Origin of the sequence: Winogradskyella psychrotolerans (assembly GCF_018860565.1) — a bacterium.
Classification (GTDB): Bacteria; Bacteroidota; Bacteroidia; order Flavobacteriales; family Flavobacteriaceae; genus Winogradskyella; species Winogradskyella damuponensis.
Genome location: NZ_JAHKPS010000022.1, coordinates 322631 through 341056 on the forward strand (window position 1 = coordinate 322631; position 18426 = coordinate 341056).

Annotated in this window: 18 protein-coding genes and 1 tRNA gene; 6 read left to right on the plus strand and 13 right to left on the minus strand. The window is 33.8% G+C overall.

The window, feature by feature from the left end; all coding sequences use genetic code 11:
• Window positions 1-275 precede the first annotated feature (275 nt).
• Window positions 276-1064 (plus strand): TerB family tellurite resistance protein, encoded by a 789-nt coding sequence (locus KO504_RS10340; RefSeq protein ID WP_215926610.1) that lies wholly within the window; start codon window positions 276-278, stop codon window positions 1062-1064.
• 262 nt (window positions 1065-1326) lie between these two features.
• Here KO504_RS10340 and KO504_RS10345 read toward each other — a convergent pair whose 3' ends face one another.
• The 6 genes from KO504_RS10345 to KO504_RS10370 form a co-directional block, all read right to left on the minus strand.
• The gene (locus KO504_RS10345; RefSeq protein WP_215926612.1) at window positions 1327-2487 is read right to left on the minus strand and encodes a metal ABC transporter permease; all 1161 of its coding nucleotides are present in this window, start codon (window positions 2485-2487) and stop codon (window positions 1327-1329) included.
• On the minus strand, window positions 2480-3607 hold the full coding sequence (locus KO504_RS10350) for a metal ABC transporter permease (RefSeq protein WP_215927413.1): 1128 nt from the start codon (window positions 3605-3607) through the stop codon (window positions 2480-2482). The genes KO504_RS10345 and KO504_RS10350 overlap by 8 nt, the downstream gene beginning before the upstream one ends.
• A 5-nt stretch (window positions 3608-3612) precedes the next feature.
• Window positions 3613-4005 carry a VOC family protein gene (locus KO504_RS10355; RefSeq protein WP_215926614.1) on the minus strand — a complete coding sequence of 131 codons (393 nt, stop codon included), beginning with the start codon at window positions 4003-4005 and terminating at the stop codon, window positions 3613-3615.
• Between the two features lie 63 nt (window positions 4006-4068).
• On the minus strand, window positions 4069-4866 hold the full coding sequence (locus tag KO504_RS10360; RefSeq protein ID WP_252723663.1) for a metal ABC transporter ATP-binding protein: 798 nt from the start codon (window positions 4864-4866) through the stop codon (window positions 4069-4071).
• A gap of 47 nt (window positions 4867-4913) precedes the next feature.
• Entirely contained in the window at window positions 4914-5825 is a 912-nt protein-coding gene (locus KO504_RS10365; protein WP_215926616.1) for a metal ABC transporter solute-binding protein, Zn/Mn family, read from the minus strand.
• Between the two features lie 40 nt (window positions 5826-5865).
• Complete coding sequence (locus KO504_RS10370; protein ID WP_215926618.1) at window positions 5866-8118, minus strand: TonB-dependent receptor; 2253 nt, start codon at window positions 8116-8118, stop codon at window positions 5866-5868.
• Between the two features lie 99 nt (window positions 8119-8217).
• On the opposite strand from KO504_RS10370, the gene KO504_RS10375 reads away from it, so the two are divergent.
• Window positions 8218-8874 (plus strand): metal-dependent transcriptional regulator, encoded by a 657-nt coding sequence (locus tag KO504_RS10375; RefSeq protein WP_215926620.1) that lies wholly within the window; start codon window positions 8218-8220, stop codon window positions 8872-8874.
• Between the two features lie 120 nt (window positions 8875-8994).
• On the plus strand, window positions 8995-9804 hold the full coding sequence (locus KO504_RS10380) for a DUF6503 family protein (protein ID WP_215926622.1): 810 nt from the start codon (window positions 8995-8997) through the stop codon (window positions 9802-9804).
• A gap of 237 nt (window positions 9805-10041) precedes the next feature.
• Here the strand turns inward: KO504_RS10380 and KO504_RS10385 are convergent, their stop codons facing one another.
• The 4 genes from KO504_RS10385 to KO504_RS10400 form a co-directional block, all read right to left on the minus strand.
• A complete protein-coding gene (locus KO504_RS10385; protein WP_215926624.1) occupies window positions 10042-10182 on the minus strand; it encodes a FeoB-associated Cys-rich membrane protein in 141 nt (46 codons plus the stop codon).
• Window positions 10183-10201: 19 nt separating this feature from the next.
• The gene (feoB, locus tag KO504_RS10390; RefSeq protein WP_215926626.1) at window positions 10202-12301 is read right to left on the minus strand and encodes a ferrous iron transport protein B; all 2100 of its coding nucleotides are present in this window, start codon (window positions 12299-12301) and stop codon (window positions 10202-10204) included.
• A complete protein-coding gene (locus KO504_RS10395) occupies window positions 12294-12527 on the minus strand; it encodes a FeoA family protein (RefSeq protein WP_115815619.1) in 234 nt (77 codons plus the stop codon). Before KO504_RS10395 ends, feoB begins: the two co-directional genes overlap by 8 nt.
• A gap of 92 nt (window positions 12528-12619) precedes the next feature.
• Window positions 12620-13300: an SCO family protein gene (locus tag KO504_RS10400; protein ID WP_215926627.1), complete on the minus strand. Its 681-nt coding sequence runs from the start codon at window positions 13298-13300 to the stop codon at window positions 12620-12622.
• Window positions 13301-13385: 85 nt separating this feature from the next.
• Between KO504_RS10400 and KO504_RS10405 the strand changes: the two genes are divergently transcribed.
• The 3 genes from KO504_RS10405 to KO504_RS10415 all read left to right on the plus strand — a co-directional run bounded on the left by KO504_RS10405 (window position 13386) and on the right by KO504_RS10415 (window position 16921).
• Window positions 13386-15326, plus strand: a complete 1941-nt coding sequence (locus KO504_RS10405; protein WP_215926629.1) for a M1 family aminopeptidase — start codon at window positions 13386-13388, stop codon at window positions 15324-15326.
• Between the two features lie 95 nt (window positions 15327-15421).
• A complete protein-coding gene (gene rseP / locus KO504_RS10410) occupies window positions 15422-16765 on the plus strand; it encodes an RIP metalloprotease RseP (protein ID WP_215926631.1) in 1344 nt (447 codons plus the stop codon).
• An 82-nt stretch (window positions 16766-16847) separates the two neighbouring features.
• Window positions 16848-16921 (plus strand) — tRNA-Asn (locus KO504_RS10415).
• A gap of 87 nt (window positions 16922-17008) precedes the next feature.
• Here KO504_RS10415 and KO504_RS17455 read toward each other — a convergent pair.
• The 3 genes from KO504_RS17455 to KO504_RS10425 form a co-directional block, all read right to left on the minus strand.
• Window positions 17009-17338 carry a transposase gene (locus KO504_RS17455; RefSeq protein ID WP_436840195.1) on the minus strand — a complete coding sequence of 110 codons (330 nt, stop codon included), beginning with the start codon at window positions 17336-17338 and terminating at the stop codon, window positions 17009-17011.
• Window positions 17331-17735, minus strand: coding sequence for a transposase (locus KO504_RS17460; protein ID WP_436840196.1), 405 nt, complete (start codon window positions 17733-17735; stop codon window positions 17331-17333). Before KO504_RS17460 ends, KO504_RS17455 begins: the two co-directional genes overlap by 8 nt.
• A 341-nt stretch (window positions 17736-18076) precedes the next feature.
• Window positions 18077-18337 (minus strand): ISAon1 family transposase N-terminal region protein, encoded by a 261-nt coding sequence (locus KO504_RS10425; RefSeq protein WP_252723665.1) that lies wholly within the window; start codon window positions 18335-18337, stop codon window positions 18077-18079.
• Window positions 18338-18426: the final 89 nt, after the last annotated feature.

Genomic DNA, 18426 nt, shown 5'->3' on the forward strand with positions numbered 1-18426 from the left:
TTATCAATCAAATTAAGTGGTTATTTAAACTGTTTACAATACCCAATAGTAGGTATTTTTAATCTACTGATTATCAGTTTTAAAATGTGTGTTTTTAGAAAATTGTTTTTGATTGCATTTAAGAAAGACAACTAATCATTTTAAGATAATATGGTGTAGGTTGTCTTAGTAAAAGCCTATTTTCTATAAAAGGTTGCGTACAAAACGTAACAAATTATAATTTCATCCAACTAACTAATAGTATATTTACAACTTTAGAAAATCAAAAATATAATATGAGTTTTGCAAAATGGATTGGTGGTGCTTTAGGTTGGTCTTTTGGTGGTCCAATAGGCGCTATTATAGGATTAGCTTTGGGTAGTTTTGTCGATAATTTAACAGATAGCGGTACGCCTTTAATAGGTGATCGTCAAACGGGAAGACAGCGTGATACGTATCGAAAAACACCAAATTATGGTCAACGTACATCACGATCACAAACACAATCTGGTGATTTTGAAGTGAGTCTTTTGATTTTGGCATCTATTGTTATTAAAGCTGATGGGAAACAAGACCAACGCGAATTAGATTTTGTACGTCAACAATTTACCAATATGTATGGTAAAGATAGAGCGAATAAAGCCTTTGAGTTGTTTAAGCTTGTTTCCAAACAGAATATTTCTACACGCCAAGTGTGTTTACAGATTAGGCAAATGATGGATCATGCGTCGCGATTACAATTGCTTCATTTTCTATTCGGAATTGCAAAAGCAGATGGTTTAGTTACTGAAGACGAATTACGTCAAATCTATACAATAACAGGGTATTTAGGAATTAGTAATAGAGATTACGAAAGCATAAAAGCCATGTTTTATAACAGTAGTGATAATGCTTATAAAATCTTAGAAATTGATAAGTCAGTTTCTGATACGGAGGTTAAAAAAGCATATCGTACTATGGCTAAAAAATACCACCCAGATCGTGTTGGTCATTTAGGTAAAGAACATCAAGAAGGTGCAGAAGCTAAGTTTAGACAAGTGCAAGAAGCTTATGAGCATATTCAGAAGGAACGTGGGTTTAAATAAGTCTATAGTTGTTAGAAGACAATAGGATGTTATAAAAGTTTATTCTTTCCTTTCTTTTTCTTTCTGTCGTTTTTCAATGTATTTAAAATAGCGTTGTGTTTTATACTTGTTATAGATAAAAACACATAGTACAATAAACCCTAAAAGGATTAATCCGTTTTTACCTGTAAGATAATTTAATAGGTTCATGATGGTTTAAAAATATTGGCATCTGTCGTTATTAAGTATTGAAGCTTTCAATAGTATTACAAATAAATCCAATTTATCCTCTAAACAGAAAGAAGTCATCCTTCATGTCTTCAATTTGCGCATCTTCATTAGTAATAATGTAATCAATGGCTTTAGACGTGAATTCATCTCCTTTTTTAGTTAAGGACACAATATTGTCTTTAATGTGAATCATATTATTTTTTTTAGCTAAATCGAGAACAGTTTTAGCACGTACTTTTTGCCAATTAATATGCTCGTTGAGGTGATTAACGTGGCGCTCTTCAATGTCATCATGATTCTTTAAGTGTAGTAAAAACGTCAATAAAGAGACTTCGGTACGTTGCTGTTTTTCTCTGTACATAACGGCGATAATACCTTTTGAAGGAGCAAATAAATAAACCAATAAAAATACTAAACCAAGAACCGTTGTAATAGAACCTGCAATTGAAGCATCTAGCCAATGTGCTACCCAATAGCCAAAAATGGCACTAAAAATGCCGAAACCTATGGCTAAACCTAGCATCTTCTTTAGGTCTGTAGTTAGTAAATAGGCAGCGGCAGCGGGAGCAATCATTAAAGCGACTACTAAAATAGCTCCAACCGCATCAAATGCACCAACAGTTGTTATGGATGATACAGACATTAATCCGTAATGGATAATCGCTGGTGAAAACCCTAAGGATGCTGCCAAACCTTTATCAAAGGTGCTTATTTTCAATTCTTTAAAAAATAGAATTAAAAGTGTAATTGTGATGAGTAGAATAGTGCCAACGACCCAAAGTGATTTTGGACCTACATCAGTTCCGGCAATGAGTAACCTATCAAACGGAGCAAAGGCTAATTCGCCTAATAAAACAGCATCGACATCTAAATGGACATCGTTGGCGTTTTTAGCAATTAGAATGACGCCAATACTAAACATGGCTGGAAATACTAGTCCTATGGCTGTGTCTTCTTTTACCAATCCTGTTTTCTGGATATATTCTACTAAAACCACCGTAATAATACCTGTTAAAGCCGCTAGTAGAATTAATAAAGGTGAATTTAAATCTTGTGTTATAAAAAAACCAACAACAATACCAGGTAAGATAGAATGACTAATGGCATCACTTATCATCGCCATTTTTCGCAGTACTAAAAACGTCCCAGGAATGGCACAAGCCACGGCAACTAAACTTGCAATAAGTTGTATTTCTAGTTGTGCGTTACTCATCTTCAGTAGATTGTTTAGTGTATAAGTTAGAAGCGACCTCAAAACCTGTTTTGGTTAAACTCCACATATTGCCATGAAGTTGAACGTAATTTTTATCTACTAACTTTTGAAGTGTAGAACGGGTGTACCCTTGAAAATTATTTAAAAGTTTTACCGCATGTGGGTGAGAAATGTCTTCATGAGTTTCTGCAATATGATGCATAAATGCGAGTGTTTTATGTAGTTCTAAATCGCGACGATTTTTAATGAATCGGATTTGTTTAAATAATAAGCCCCGACTAGGAGAAAATATAAATGAAAACACGACAAAAACGCCAGCTACTAACACAATAACAGGTCCTGTAGATAAATTATCTTGACTCGCACTAATTGCTGTTCCAAAGACGCCAGAAAGGGCTCCGAAAATAGCGGCTAAAAGCACCATAACCGATAAACTATTTGTCCATTGTCTAGCAGCAGCAGCAGGAGCTAAAAGCATAGCACTCATTAAAACCACTCCAACGGTTTGAAGTCCTAACACAATAGCTAAAACAATAAATGTTGTGATAAGAATATCTATAAATTTGGTGTTAAAACCAAGTGTTTGGGCGTAATCGGCATCAAATAGTAAGATCTTAAACTCTTTCCAGAAGGTAAGCATGACTATAAAACATATTCCTGTAACAATAGCCATTAACCATACATCACTTTCTACTAAGGTAGCTGCCTGTCCAAAAAGGTACTTGTCTAACCCTGCTTGGTTAGCATTAGGTTGTTTTTGAATAAAGGTGAGTAACAACATTCCAAATCCAAAAAATAAGGACAGAATTAAACCTAAAGCGGTATCTGATTTTAAGTGGGTTTTGGTGACAATACCTCTAATCCAAAACGTACCAATTAATCCACTAATTAAAGCTCCAATTAATAACGTATTACTGTCTTTAGCTCCAGTAATTAAAAAAGCAATCGCAATACCTGGTAAAGCGGCATGAGAAATAGCATCTCCTAATAAACTTTGTTTTCTAAGTACAGCAAAACTACCAAGCATTCCAGTAACAGCTCCTAATATGGTTGTTCCAAGTGTGATGGTTCTTAGCGTGTAGTCTGTAAAGACAAGTTCTATGTATTCGATTAAGTTTATGACCTTTAATGTTTTATTGGTGTACAAATTTCTATTAGAAACCCATTAATATCTCTTAAATATCCTACTTTTTGTCCCCAAGGTTTTTGGGTGATACTTTCGTATTCAACAGCACCTGCTGCTAATGCGTTTTTAAAGTCTATTTCAATGTTTTCAGTTGTAAAAGCCATTTCAATTCCGTTGGGCTTTTCATGTATTGAAAGTTGTTTAAAGCCTTTTTTAAAGTTTGAATTGCCTAAGGAATGAGATGCAAAAGCGATTGTGGTTTCACCGGAAAGTAACTCGCCATAATCATGCTCTGGTGTGATGAATTTTTTTTGAAATCCAAAAGCATTTTCATAGAATGATATGGTCTTTTCAACATCTTCGACATATAAAATAGTGTATGCGTATTTCATGTTTTTATTGATTTCATGTTTTTTAATATCGTAAGCACTGCTTACTGCGACTGAAAACTAATTTTATTCCTGTATACTTACTTTGTAGTTAATACCATAAGTTTTCGTTAAATTATCGTCATTAAAGATATCCTTTACAGGGCCTGTGGCAATTTTCTTGACGTTTAAAAAGGTCACCCAATCAAAATATTCGGGTACGGTCTGTAAATCGTGATGTACCACAATAACTGTTTTACCTGCTTTTCGTAATTCTTTTAAAATATTAATGATGGCGATTTCAGTGGTTGCATCAACTCCTTGAAATGGTTCATCCATAAAATAAATAGAAGCATTTTGTACTAAAGCGCGTGCTAAAAAAATACGTTGTTGTTGTCCTCCTGAAAGCTGACTAATTTGTCGACTTTTAAACGCTAACATCCCTACTTTTTCTAAAGCTTCAAGTGCTGCTTTTTTTTCTTTTTGTCCAGGACGTTTAATCCAGCCTAGACTTCCATAGGTTCCCATCATCACCACATCTAATGCTGTGGTAGGGAAATCCCAATCTACACTTCCTTTTTGAGGCACGTAGGCAACGAGTTGTCGTTGCTTTTCGTATGGTTTTCCGTAAATGCTAACACTTCCAGCAATAGGTTTTAGTATCCCTAAAATCGATTTTATAAGTGTAGATTTTCCTGCGCCATTAGGTCCAACAATAGCCATTAAAACTCCTTCTGGGATTTCTAAATCGATGTCCCAAAGTACGGGTTTGTAGTTGTAGGCAACGGTAAGGTCGTCTACTTTTACGGCGATTACTTCTGTAGAAGTAGACGTCTCATCACTAGAACTACTATGTTTTATATTTTTCTTTGAGTCTTTTTTCATTTTAGAATAGAACTAAATTTCATGAGATACCTGCCTTCGCAGGAATTTTATTTCAGGGCATTTACAATTGTCTTTACATTATATTCAAACATACCAATATAAGTGCCTTCTGCTGTGCCTGCATTTCCGAGCGCATCAGAATACAAGGTGCCTCCAATTTTTACATCGTGGCCTTTTGATTTTACTGCAGCTTGTAAGGCTTCAATTGTTCGTTTAGGTACAGAACTTTCTACAAATATGGCTTTGATTTGTTTCTCGATAATAAATGTAGCCAATTTTTGAACATCTTGAACACCTGCTTCAGTTGCTGTAGATATTCCTTGTAAACCAACCACTTCAAATCCGTAGGCTTTTCCAAAATAATTAAACGCATCATGAGCAGTTACTAATATTCGTTTTTCTTTGGGAAGTGTTGCTATAATTTGCGTGATGCTAGTTTGAAGTGCTTCTAATTTAGTAAGGTATGCGTTTTTGTTGGCTTCAAATGTTTTAGCATTCTCAGGGTTTCTTTCAGATAAAATGGTCGCTGTTTTTTCTGCAAATTGTTTAAAGTAATTAATATCAAACCAAACGTGCGGATCAAAATTTGAAGCAAAATATTCAGAACCTATTAGTGTACGCTTGTCTAAAGCATCTGCTAGAGCGATTGGAGTTTTTGTTTTGCTGCCCATTTTTTCAAAAACTTCTACGAGTTTACCTTCTAAATGTAGCCCGTTGTAAAAAATAATATCTGCCTTAACCAGTTTATTAACATCTCCTTCGCTGGCTTTGTAGAGGTGTGGATCTACTCCGTAACCCATTAAACCTTGTACATTCACCATATCACCACCAATATTTTGAACCAAATCGGTTATCATGGTCGTAGTGGTTACAATATTGAGTTTGCCGTTAGCTTTAGATTCATCCTTACACGCCTTAAAAATGAGCGTGATAGCTAAGAAGAAAATTATTTTTTTCATATATCTAAATATTTATTACGAAGGTACTAAAATTGTATGATTAATTTAGGTTATATCTCATTCCAAAGAATAATCTTATACCTTGGTTGGGTCCATAAACATATGACGGGTCAAATGTTAGTGCGTATGGATTGTCTGTTGTAGGAATGACATCACCATCTCCATTAAATTGAACGTTTTCGTCAAAAGGATCATCCGCTCTAGCGATTATAAAAGGGTTTCCTTTATTTGGTGTCCAGTTTAATAGGTTTTTTACTCCAGCATAAATTTCAAGATTATCTAAACCATCATAGGTGGCTTGTATGTTTTGAATGCTCCACGTTGGTGAATACTCTTGTCTTGGATCTAAATCTCCTAATAATGGCAATCGCATTGGTCCGTAAAGATTTCCTGTATAATCGAAAGTAAGATTAGTGGCATAATTTTTATACGATAATGACCAAACACCAGAGTATTCCTCTGTTAATATTTGTTTGGTGCGTTCACCATTTTCTGTTTGTGCAACATCTTGAAAAGTAGCACCAACTGAAGCTCTAATACCACTTCCAAAAACCGCATCAATATTAAAACTTAAACCTTTAGATTCAGAGTAGCCATCAAGATTGTCGTAGATAATTTGATTAGGGTTGGTATCGTAATCTGGTATAATGGCATTGGTAAAGTAGGTGTACCAAACTGAGGTATCAAAGGTGAAATACATGCCATTGTTGAGGTAGAGTTTTTTGAGGTAGTTTAAATTAACGTTGTAAGATTCTTCGGGTTGTAACTTGGATTGAATTATAACATCTCGTGCTCCGGTAAGTGCAGCGTGTTCTTCGGTAAATAAATTGACGACTCTAAAGCCAGTACCTGCATTAAGGCGTATAATGTCATTATCAGTGGGTTTGTATCTATAGGCTATTCTTGGTGTAAAAATATTGCCATGTCTGCTATCGTAATCATAACGCATACCAAGTAATAAACTTTGCTTTTTGTTGAAAGCAATTTCATCTTGAATAAAAAGTGAAGGTATTGTGACTTCGTCTGCAGTTATGGTTGCTGTAGTGTTATCGTTGTAATAATTGTAGCGCAGTGCTGTTCCGAATAATAAATCATGTTTATTGATGGTCTTATCCCAAATTAACTGTCCAAATCCAATACGTTGTTGCGCTAAATACGGTGTGTTTCCATACACTGAGTTTTGATCGTGATCAGAATATGAAAACTGAAGATTTACTTTTTCAGTCATTGGTAATTGGTAGTCACCTAAAATTTCGAAACGTGAAGTGTAAATACTTTCTCCATAAATTTCATCACCTCCTCTATAGCTTGAATTCCATTGCATTTCTCCGCCCCAACGATCTTCATAAAAATAACGACCTGCTATAGATAGTTTTCGATTGTTAGTCCGTTTAAAATCCCATTTTTGAAATATAGATATGCGGTCTTGAAGCGTAACATCCGTAAAATTATCATTGTTGTTATCAATAGGATTGTCGTATTTAAAATAATTAGTACCAACCAATACATTGGCTTTTTCTCCAACTTTAGCCTTAAAACCTATGTCTAAGTTTTTTTCTCCCCAACCTGTTACAAAAGCATCAGCGAAAAAACGAGGTGAATTTTCTGGTAATTTTGTAATCACATTTATAAGTCCACCAACAGCTTCACTTCCGTATAATGATGATGCAGGTCCTTTCACAACTTCAATTTGTTCGATAAGCGAATTAGGAATGCCAGAAAGCCCATAAACTGTGGATAAGCCACTAACGATAGGCATACCATCGATTAAAACAAGGGTATAAGGTCCTTCTAAACCATTGATGTGAATGTCGCCAGTATTGCAAACGTTGCAGTTTAATTGTGGACGAACTCCATTAACATTCTGTAGCGCTTCAAAGATATTTGGTGTTGGATTTTTCTTTAAAAACGTAGGTGTATAAACCTCTACAGGGACAGGGCTTTCTAATCTTGAAACCGCTTTTAAGGTTCCTGTGATAATCACTTCATCAAGTGTGTCATCTTCGTTTAAGTTAAAGGTGATATAGCTATCCTTAGCTTTAATTATAACCGTTTTCTTTTGAAGAGTATACCCTGTAAAAGAAGCAGCTATAGAATAATTTCCAGGCGCTAAGTTAGGGATGCTAAAAATACCATTCTCATTAGTTGTGGCGCCTTTATCTGTGTTTTCAATATACACATTTGCATACGGAAGAGGCTTACCGTTGGATAGAACTTTTCCTTCTAAACTAAAAGTTGACTGTGCTGTTGTATTAGCACAAATCATAAAAACAATTATATTAATTAGTCTCATCTTGAATTAATTTTACACAAATATAAAAATATTTTTAGATTAGTCTAAAAATATTTTAAGAAATTTATCTTTTCTATATTTGCAGAACACGATAAACTTATGATTACACTAACAGAAGAAAATTATATTAAAGCGATTTACCATTTAAGTAGTAATGGCGAAAAAACGGTAAATACAAATGCTATCGCTTCTGCTATGCAGACCAAAGCATCTTCTGTTACAGATATGATTAAAAAACTATCTGAAAAGAATTATGCGGATTATAAAAAATACCAAGGTGTTACTTTAACAGATGACGGTAGACGTGTCGCAGTAAATATTATTAGAAAGCATCGCCTTTGGGAAGTGTTTTTAGTAGAAAAATTAAACTTTTCTTGGGATGAGGTTCATGAAGTGGCAGAACACTTAGAGCATATTAAGTCTGAAAAGTTGATTGACGAACTCGATGCATTTTTAGAATTTCCGACGTATGATCCTCATGGAGATCCAATTCCGGATAAGGAGGGGAACTTTAAGCATATTGAAAAAATAGTTTTGGCTAAAGCTGAAGTCGGTTCTACATACAAATGTGTTGGAGTAGATGATACTTCTTCTAAATTTTTGAAATACCTAGACAGCAATAATATTGCACTTGGCACAATAATTACAGTGAAGCATAAAGAGCCTTTTGATAATTCTATAAAAATAGCTTTAGAGCATTCAGAAATAGTAGTCTCTCAAAGTGTGGCTAAAAATTTATACTTAAAGAAGGTTTAATACCGCTTTAGCTATAATTTTTACATAAAACGCTAAACTTATCTTAAAATTCCTAGACTTAAGCGTCTGTGTTCAATTTACACTCTAATTTGGTCGATTCGTTTAATAAAACCCCAAAATATGTCTTATATGTTTAAGTTTAGTATTGTCTGTGTATTGCTTTTAATTGTTTCAATAAGTTGTAAAAGCGAAAAGAAAGCACCAGTTGAAGTAGAAACCTCTGAACCTGTCATAGAAAATAAGATGCTCACACCTGTAGAAACTATTGAAGAGGCATATAATAAGGACGTATTTTTGTCTAAAGAAGCTATTGAATTAGATATGGTCATTAGTTTTGGTGGTAAAGAACGTCTTAATGGCAAAATGACGTTTTTAACCAATTCTACAAAAGGAAAGATTGCATTAAATGATGGTACTTTCATTTATTATGATGGCGAAAATGTATTTCATTCGCCAAACCTTAAAAATGATAAAGCAGCGCGATTTGATGCTTACACTTGGATGTATTTCTTATTGTTTCCTACTAAGTTGAGCGACCAAGGAACTATTTGGTCTGATGTAGAAAGCGCAAAGCTTAATGATAAAACATACAATTCGCAACGTTTAACGTTTGAAGCCAATACAGGAGATGCTCCAGATGATTGGTATATTGTTTACAGCGATCCAAAAACACATATAATGGATTACGTGGCTTATATTGTTACGGTTAATAAATCTACAGAAGCAGCAGAGGCAGATCCGCATGCCATAGGTTACTCTAATTATAAAATGATAGATGGTGTACCAGTAGCACATCACTGGGAATTTTATGAATGGTCTAAAGAGGGGGGCTTAGGAAAAGTTATCGGTAATGCAACGTTAAACAATGTAAAGTTTGTAACACCAGATGCTGATACGTTTTCTGTTCCTTCAGGTTTTATAGAAAAATAGGAGCAGCTTATTTATTACTATTGTTATTACGCTGTATAAAGGATTTTAGGACGAATACGAGAATGATTTCTATGCCTATATAGAAAATTCCATGAACAATAGTTAGATTAAATATGGCTACAAATATTAATGCCGAAATTAAAAGACCAATGCATATAAGAAAGCCATTTATGAAGTCTTTTAAAAATGTTGATTTATTAGATTTGTAATCAAAAAAGTAAGCGATTGAAATAACAATTAATGACATCCGCAGCCATCATCACCTCCACAAGCTTTAGCCGATTTTTTCTTAGGTGTCCAAATAAATTTACGCACTAAAAAAAGTAAGGCTAAACCTAATGCTGCAAAAACTAATATGTTTTGAATAATGGTATTCATAAGTTTGTTTTAGGCTTATTTATATTAAAAGTTGATAGGCAACTAAAGCTACAATATAAGCAAAGCCACTCATAATTACTAATTGATACATTGGCCATTTCCAAGAATTTGTTTCCTTTTTTACGATGGCAAGTGTGCTCATGCATTGCATAGCAAAGGCGTAAAATAACAGTAATGAAATACCAGAAGCAAAGTTAAATAGTGGTCCACCTAAGATAGGGTTTATTTCTCCTGCCATTCGGTTTTTAATGGTTTCTTCTTCGTCACTACCAACACTATAAATAGTGGCCAGTGTTCCAACAAAAACTTCACGTGCCGCAAAAGAACTCACTATGGCAATACCAATTTTCCAATCGTAACCTAAAGGTCTTATTGCTGGTTCTATAGCATGACCTGCAATACCTATAAAGGAATGTTCTAATTTATGAGATTCTATTTTTTGGTTTAGCTCCTCTTCAGATAAGTTTTCTGAAGCGTATTGTTCTGTAACAATGGTTTCGGCATTATTAAAATCGTCTCCAGGGCCATAAGACGCTAAAAACCATAATACAATAGATATGGCAAGTATAATTTTACCCGCTCCAAATACAAAAGCTTTTGTTTTTTCTAAAACTGTTAAGGCTACATTTTTAAATAATGGCAACTTGTAATTTGGCATTTCAACAACGAAGAAACTCTTGCTTTTTATCTTAAGAATTTTATTTAAAATCCAAGCAGAACCAACGGCAGCACCAAATCCAATAAGGTATAAGAGCATTAAAGTTAAGGCTTGATAGCTTAACCCTAATATTCGTCCTTCGGGTATAACTAAAGCAATAATAATAAGGTAAACAGGTAACCTTGCCGAACACGTAGTGAAAGGAGTGACTAAAATAGTGATTAAACGTTCTTTCCAACTTTCAATGTTTCGAGTTGCCATAATAGCAGGAATAGCACAGGCTGTTCCCGAAATTAAAGGCACAACACTTTTTCCACTAAGTCCAAAACGTCGCATAATACGATCCATTAAAAAGACCACACGACTCATATAGCCGCTTTCTTCAAGAATAGAAATAAACAGAAACAAGAAGGCGATCTGTGGAATGAAAATCACAATACCACCAAGTCCTGAAATAATACCTTCTGCCAAGAGGTTTGTAAATGCTCCATCGGGTAAAGTGCTCTTTGTCCACTCGCTTAATGAGGCAAATGAACTATCAATAAAATCCATTGGAATACTCGACCAATCGTAAATTGCTTGAAATATGGTGAGTAAAATAATCCCAAAAATTAAATACCCCCAAACTTTGTGAGTTAGAATTCTGTCTAGTTTTATACGTAAGTCTTTTGCCGATTTAAGGTCAATAGTTTGCCCTAACTTTAGTGTTTCGTTTATAAATTGATAACGCTTTATGGTTTCCTTTTGTTGAAGTCGTTTTAAGTCTGTTTTAGACTTCGTTTTGAAATCTTCAACGGCTTCAAATGTTTTTCGGTCTGTTTTTCCGAAGTTGACATCTTGGGTAATTACCAACCAAAGCTTGTATAATAATTGATTAGGAAATGCTTTTCTTAAGTTATCAAAATAAGCTTTATCTATGGTAGAGGCATCTAAACAAGGTTCAATAGAGAGTTCTTTATGAGTCGCTATTAATTCTTTTAACTTGTCTATGCCTTTATTTTTTCGCGTACTTATTAATGCTATTTTAGTTTTAAGTTGCGTTTCTAAATAATCTAAATTTAATGAAATGCCTTTATATTCCATTCTATCAGCCATGTTAATGACTAAAATTGTTGGAATTTTTAGATCTTTAATTTGAGTGAATAATAAAAGATTTCGTTTTAAATTTTCTACATCACTAACAACAACAGCAACATCAGGGTAATCTTTATCGGTTTTATTTAGTAGTAATTCAATAACAACGTTTTCATCTAAAGATGATGCGTTTAAGCTATAGGTTCCTGGTAAATCAATAATATGTGCTTTTACTCCTCGTGGCAGTTTACAGATTCCTTCTTTTTTTTCAACCGTAATACCAGGGTAATTACCAACTTTTTGATTTAATCCAGTTAGTGCATTGAAAACAGATGTTTTTCCAGTATTTGGATTTCCTATTAACGCGACGTTGATTTGCTTACTCATGCGCAGTTTCAATTATAATATGAATAGCAGTTTCTTTTCTAATAGCTAAATGCGTACCATTAATGTTAAGATACATTGGGTCTGCAAAAGGAGCAACTTGTACAAGTTCTACCAAATTACCAGGTAAACAACCCATTTCGAGAAGTTTTAATGGAATATGTATAGAAGATACATCAGTAATAATGCCTTGTTGTCCGCGTTTTAGATCTGCTAATGTCAACCTTATCCTTATTTAGATTAATTTTAAAGAAGCAAAAGTAATAGAAATTTATTAGCTTAAAAAGTTAGTCAATAAATATTTAAATGCTTTACAATTATTTATGAGCCACCAAAAGATTTTAAAGTCTCAATATCTTGTAAAAGTTGGTCAATATCTTCAGGTTTTGTGCCATCGTAAAATCCTCTAATTTGACGTTTTTTATCAATCAACATAAAGTTTTCGGTATGTATCATATCGTAGGCATCTCCATTACCATCGGTTTTTACGGCTAAGTAGCTTTTTCTAGCGAGTTCGTAGATTTGTTTTTTATCGCCTGTAACTAAATTCCATTTTCGATCTATAACTCCTTTTTCTTTAGCGTATTTTTTTAGTTGTGCGACACTATCAATTTTTGGTGTTACGGAATGTGAAAGTAACATTACATCGTCATCGTTAATAATTTCTTTTTGTATTAAAGACATGTGGTCTGTCATTATTGGGCATATTGTTTGACATGTTGTAAAGAAAAAATCGGCGACATAAATTTTATCCTTGTAAGTCTCTTGAGTTATGGTTTCTCCATTTTGATTGGTCAAGCTAAAATCAGCTATTTTGTGGTATTTTAATTGGTGTTGAATAGTGCTGTCTACCAATTCTTCGCTTACCATACCAGGCTGATAAACAGGAAGTGGATGTTTTACATTTAATACATTGTATATTATTGCGATGATGATGATACAAAGTATTGAAAAAAAGATTCCGAATTTTTTATACCCTTTAAAAAATGAAAGAAATGACATTACGTGTGTATTAAAGCTATGTTGAAGAGCAAAAATACGACTGAATCTCAAGAAAAGCTTTATTTTTAACATTAAAACTAGCTCTATGAAACGATTTTTTAGCTGCCTTATCTTGGTATTTGCTTTAAATATAAACGCACAAGATTATAATCAGACATTACATGCTATTCGTTCAGCTGAAGCGAATTCAGCATTACGCCAAATAATGAATGCTCAAAATACTAATACAGGAAATTACGATGTGAAATACCATCGGTTAGAATTAAATATAGATCCGTCTGTAGCAACAATTTCTGGTGATGTCACTACTTATTTCGAAGCTAAGGAGGCCATGACTGAAATCACTTTTGATTTGGCAGATAATATGATTGTGTCTCAAGTGTTACAGCGTGGTAACAATTTAAGTTATACGCAAAATTCTGATGACGAATTGATTATTACCTTACCAACTACACAAGCGCAAGGAGTTTTAGATTCGTTAACAGTGAGTTATGCTGGTAATCCTGTGAGTTCTGGTTTTGGTTCTTTTGAGCAGACCACTCATGGTAATGATAATGATCCTATTATTTGGACGCTGTCTGAACCTTATGGTGCCAAAGGTTGGTGGCCGTGTAAGCAAGATTTAATAGATAAGATAGAAGATATCGATGTATATATTACCACTCCAGTATTAAATCCATTGAATAAACCGTATGTGGTAGTATCTAATGGGTTAGAGCAAAGTCAGGTGGTTACAGGTTCTGAGAAAACCACGCATTTTAAGCATGGTCATCCCATTCCTGCTTATTTAATTGCTGTAGCTGTTACTAATTATGAAGTGTATTCCCATGAAGTAGCAAATAATGGAAGTCCATTTGATATTGTAAATTATGTCTATCCAGAAAATTTAGCAAGTGCACAAGCGAGTACTGGAGTGACTGTAGATATTATGAATCTTTTTACAAATTTGTTTGAAGAATATCCTTTTGCAGACGAAAAATATGGCCATGCCCAATTTGGTTGGGGAGGAGGTATGGAGCATACCACAATATCCTTTATGGGCTCTTTTAATAGAGGGCTTATTGCTCACGAACTAGCACACCAATGGTTTGGCAATAAAATAACCTGTGGAAGTTGGAAAGATATTTGGTTAAACGAAGGCTTTGCAACGTATTTGTCTGGGTTGGTTATTGAAGGTTTAGATGGAGCATCTAATTTTAAATCGTGGAGACAGCAGATCGTTAATAATATTACCTCACAGCCTCATGGCGCTGTATATCTTACAGATCAAGATACTACAAGTGTTAACAGGATTTTTAGTAGTCGCCTTAGTTATAATAAAGGAGCTATGGTTTTACACATGTTAAGAAAAAAGCTTGGTGATACAGACTTTTATCAAGGGTTACAAAATTATTTAGATAGGCCAGATTTAGCTTATAATTATGCTAAAACAGAAGATTTTATTGATGTTATGGAAGCGATAACGGGTGAAGATTTAGATGAATTTTTTAACGATTGGGTTTATAATCAAGGCTATCCAACTTATGCTGTGAATTGGAATCAAGATGAAAGCCAGTTGCAACTTATGGTGTCGCAAACCCAAAGTCATGCCTCGGTTTCTTTTTTTGAAGCCGAAGTACCAATTAGAATTTTAGGAACTTTTGGAGAATCTTTAGATCTTGTTTTAAATAATACTATTAATAATGAACAATTTTTTGAAACGGTCAATTTTACAGTTCAAGAGGTGTTAATTGATCCGGATTACCATTTAATTTCAAAAAACAATACGGTAAGTTTAAGTACCTCTGATTTTAATTTTGATGATGATATAATTTTATATCCCAGTCCAACAACTTCTGTAATAAACCTTATAAAGCCCGAACATATAGAGGTTGAAACGATTAAGGTGTATAACAGTTTAGGACAATTAGTATTGCAACACCATTGGAGCGCTCAAATTCATTTAAATACTTTAGCGTCAGGTTTGTTATTTGTGCAAATTCAAACAAAGGATAAGACAATCACTAAAAGAGTTGTAAAAATATAACTAAGGTGCTGTTTTAACGTATTCCTATGTTTTTTTTAAATATACGTTTGAGATAAATACATTACTTTTGCACATCGAAATTTGAAAAAAATTACATGGAATTTATTATAAAAATATCTCAATTTTTACTCAGTTTATCTTTGCTTATTGTATTGCACGAGCTTGGACACTTTATACCGGCGAAACTTTTTAAGACTAAAGTCGAAAAATTTTACCTCTTTTTTGATGTGAAATTTTCACTATTTAAAAAGAAAATTGGAGATACTGTATATGGTATAGGTTGGTTACCACTTGGAGGTTATGTGAAAATAGCTGGAATGATTGATGAAAGTATGGATAAAGAGCAAATGGCATTACCTCCTCAGCCATGGGAATTTCGTTCTAAGCCAGCATGGCAACGTTTAATTATTATGTTAGGTGGAGTTACGGTGAATTTTATTTTGGCCTATGTAATTTATGTGGCTATTTCTTTTACCTATGGAGATACAGATGTTACTACTGACAGTATGAAAGATGGTTTTTGGATTGAAAACGAATTGCTTTTAGATGTTGGTTTTAAAAATGGAGATAAGATATTAGCTATTAATGATGAGAAGGTGGACACCTATTACGACGTAAAGAAAAATTTAGTTAATGGAGAGAAGTATGCGATAGAAAGAGCAGGTGAGAAGAAGGAAATTGTGCTCCCAAAAGATTTCTTAGGTCAGCTATCATCTGCCGAAAGAAAGAATGGAACTTTTAAGTTAAGAATTCCATTTATGGTTGGTACTGTACCAGATACTTCTACAAATAAAGGTGTAGATATAAAAACAGGAGATATTTTACTAGCGCTTAATGGAGAAGAAATTCGTTATTTTGATCAGGTAGCAGATAAATTATTAGAGTACAAGAACCAATCTGTAACAGCTACATTTTTAAGAGAAGATGAAAAAATAGACAGAACCTTAAAGGTAGATAATAACGGAAAGTTTGGTATTGGTTTAGCTACTCATAATTCAAGGTTTGCAGAACTAGGTTATTTTGATATCATACATAAAGACTATACTTTTTTAGAAAGTTTTGGTGGAGGTGTAGATAAATTTAAAGAACAAGTTTCTGGTTATTTTGATCAATTAGGAAAAATTTTCACACCTAGTACAGGTGCTTACAAAGGAGTAGGTGGCTTTAAAGCCATTTTTGACGTATTCCCTGACCAATGGATTTGGCAAGATTTCTGGGGTTTAACCGCATTCTTATCTATTATGTTAGCCATACTTAATTTATTGCCAATACCAGCATTAGATGGTGGGCACGTGGTGTTTTTGTTATTCGAAATAATATCTGGAAAGAAACCAAGCGAAAAGTTTTTAGAGCGCGCACAAGTGATAGGCTTCTTTATTTTAATAGCTTTAGTGTTGTTTGCCAATGGTAATGATATTTTTAAAGCCCTCACGAATTAATTTTTTTAAAAAAAATAATATTTCATTTTGTAATAATGAAAATACTGTATATATTTGCATCCGCTAACGCGAAAAATAACCTTCCTCTTTAGCTCAGTTGGTTAGAGCATCTGACTGTTAATCAGAGGGTCCTTAGTTCGAGCCTAAGAAGAGGAGCATACAAAGCCATTACGAAAGTAGTGGCTTTTTTGTGTTTTATGGTTTCTTGTTAACTATTCTTAGGATCAAGATCAAAAGTTGTGTTTAAGCAAAGATTGTAGTTAATCTAAACAGAAAGAATTCCACATTCTTGACCCCTCTAAACTGTGCCCTGAACGCTTTTATTTTAGCATTGAAAGATTCCGCGGCAGCATTAGTACTTCTATTTATAAAATAGTTTAAAATTGACCGATAGTTCAATGTTATTGTATTAGCTATTGTGTTGAATGCTCTAAATCCAGCTTGTTCCACCTCCTTATACCAGTGAGCTAACTTAGTATATGCAACCTGTATTGAAGTTGCTGTATTAAATATATCTCTAAAGCTTTGAACTAAATTAAAAGCTATTTTTATATCTGGATATTCCTTAAACAAAATTTGACTTCTTTAGATATTGGTTCTCAGTCCAATTTTGTGGTGATTTATACAGTAGATATCTACTTCTTGCTAAGAGTTGTTTTCTTGTGTCTCCATTGTTAAACACTAGAGGGTTATAAGTTTTATTGTTTAATCTAGCTTGTTTTATTTGCTCATTTTCTAGGTCTATTGCATCCCATCTGTGTTTTATTCTAATGTCTTGCAAGGCTTCAGTGGCAAGTTTTTGAACGTGGAAGCGATCTGTTACCTGTATGGCTTTAGGGAAGCATTTTTTTACAATGGTTTTCATTGAGTTTGCCATATCCAATGTTATTTCTTTGACCTTAGCTCTTTTTTTTTGCTGATATTTTAAGTAGTTGTTCAATAATAGGTTCGACTTTAGTTCCTGCAACAACCGCTACAATACTGCCTTTCTTACCTTTTGCATTTTTATTGGTAATGATTGTATAGAGTTCGCCCTTTGACAATGCTGTTTCGTCAATAGAAAGATAAGGTCCTATATTCTCTGGGAAGATAAGCCATTGTTTAGCATGTGGTTTCTGCTTCCAATGATTAAATTCACTAAGATAATCTCTGTACTGTCTAGATAGCTTTTTACCATTAACATTGTAAAAACCAGCAATAGTGTGACAGTCTGAAGCTTTAGTATCGATTAATTTCTTTTAAAAAAGCAGCGAACTCGGTAGTCATTCGTGTTCCCTGTGCGACTAAGTTCCAGTCTCTTTGTACAACTTCTTAGGTGGTTTTATCTAACCATGTACGACGCTTAACATGTAAATATACTGTGTTCCCTCTTAAGGGAAGGTCTTGTATTGTGGCTTGTTTATGAAAGCCATGAGCTATTAATTCTCGGGCAGTTTCTTCTTTTGGTGTGATATTGCGTTCTTCGAAATAGAGATGCATGACTTCTCCATTCTTGGTATGCCTAATTAAATCAAAATGATCTATTAAAAATTCAGGAAGAATAAGTTTCAGTAGTTCTAGATAATTGTCCAAAAGTCTTTTTTTTTACAAAAATCAGAATCTTTTTTTAATCATCACACACACACACACAACTTTTAGCAATGACCCATTCTGCTCAATTA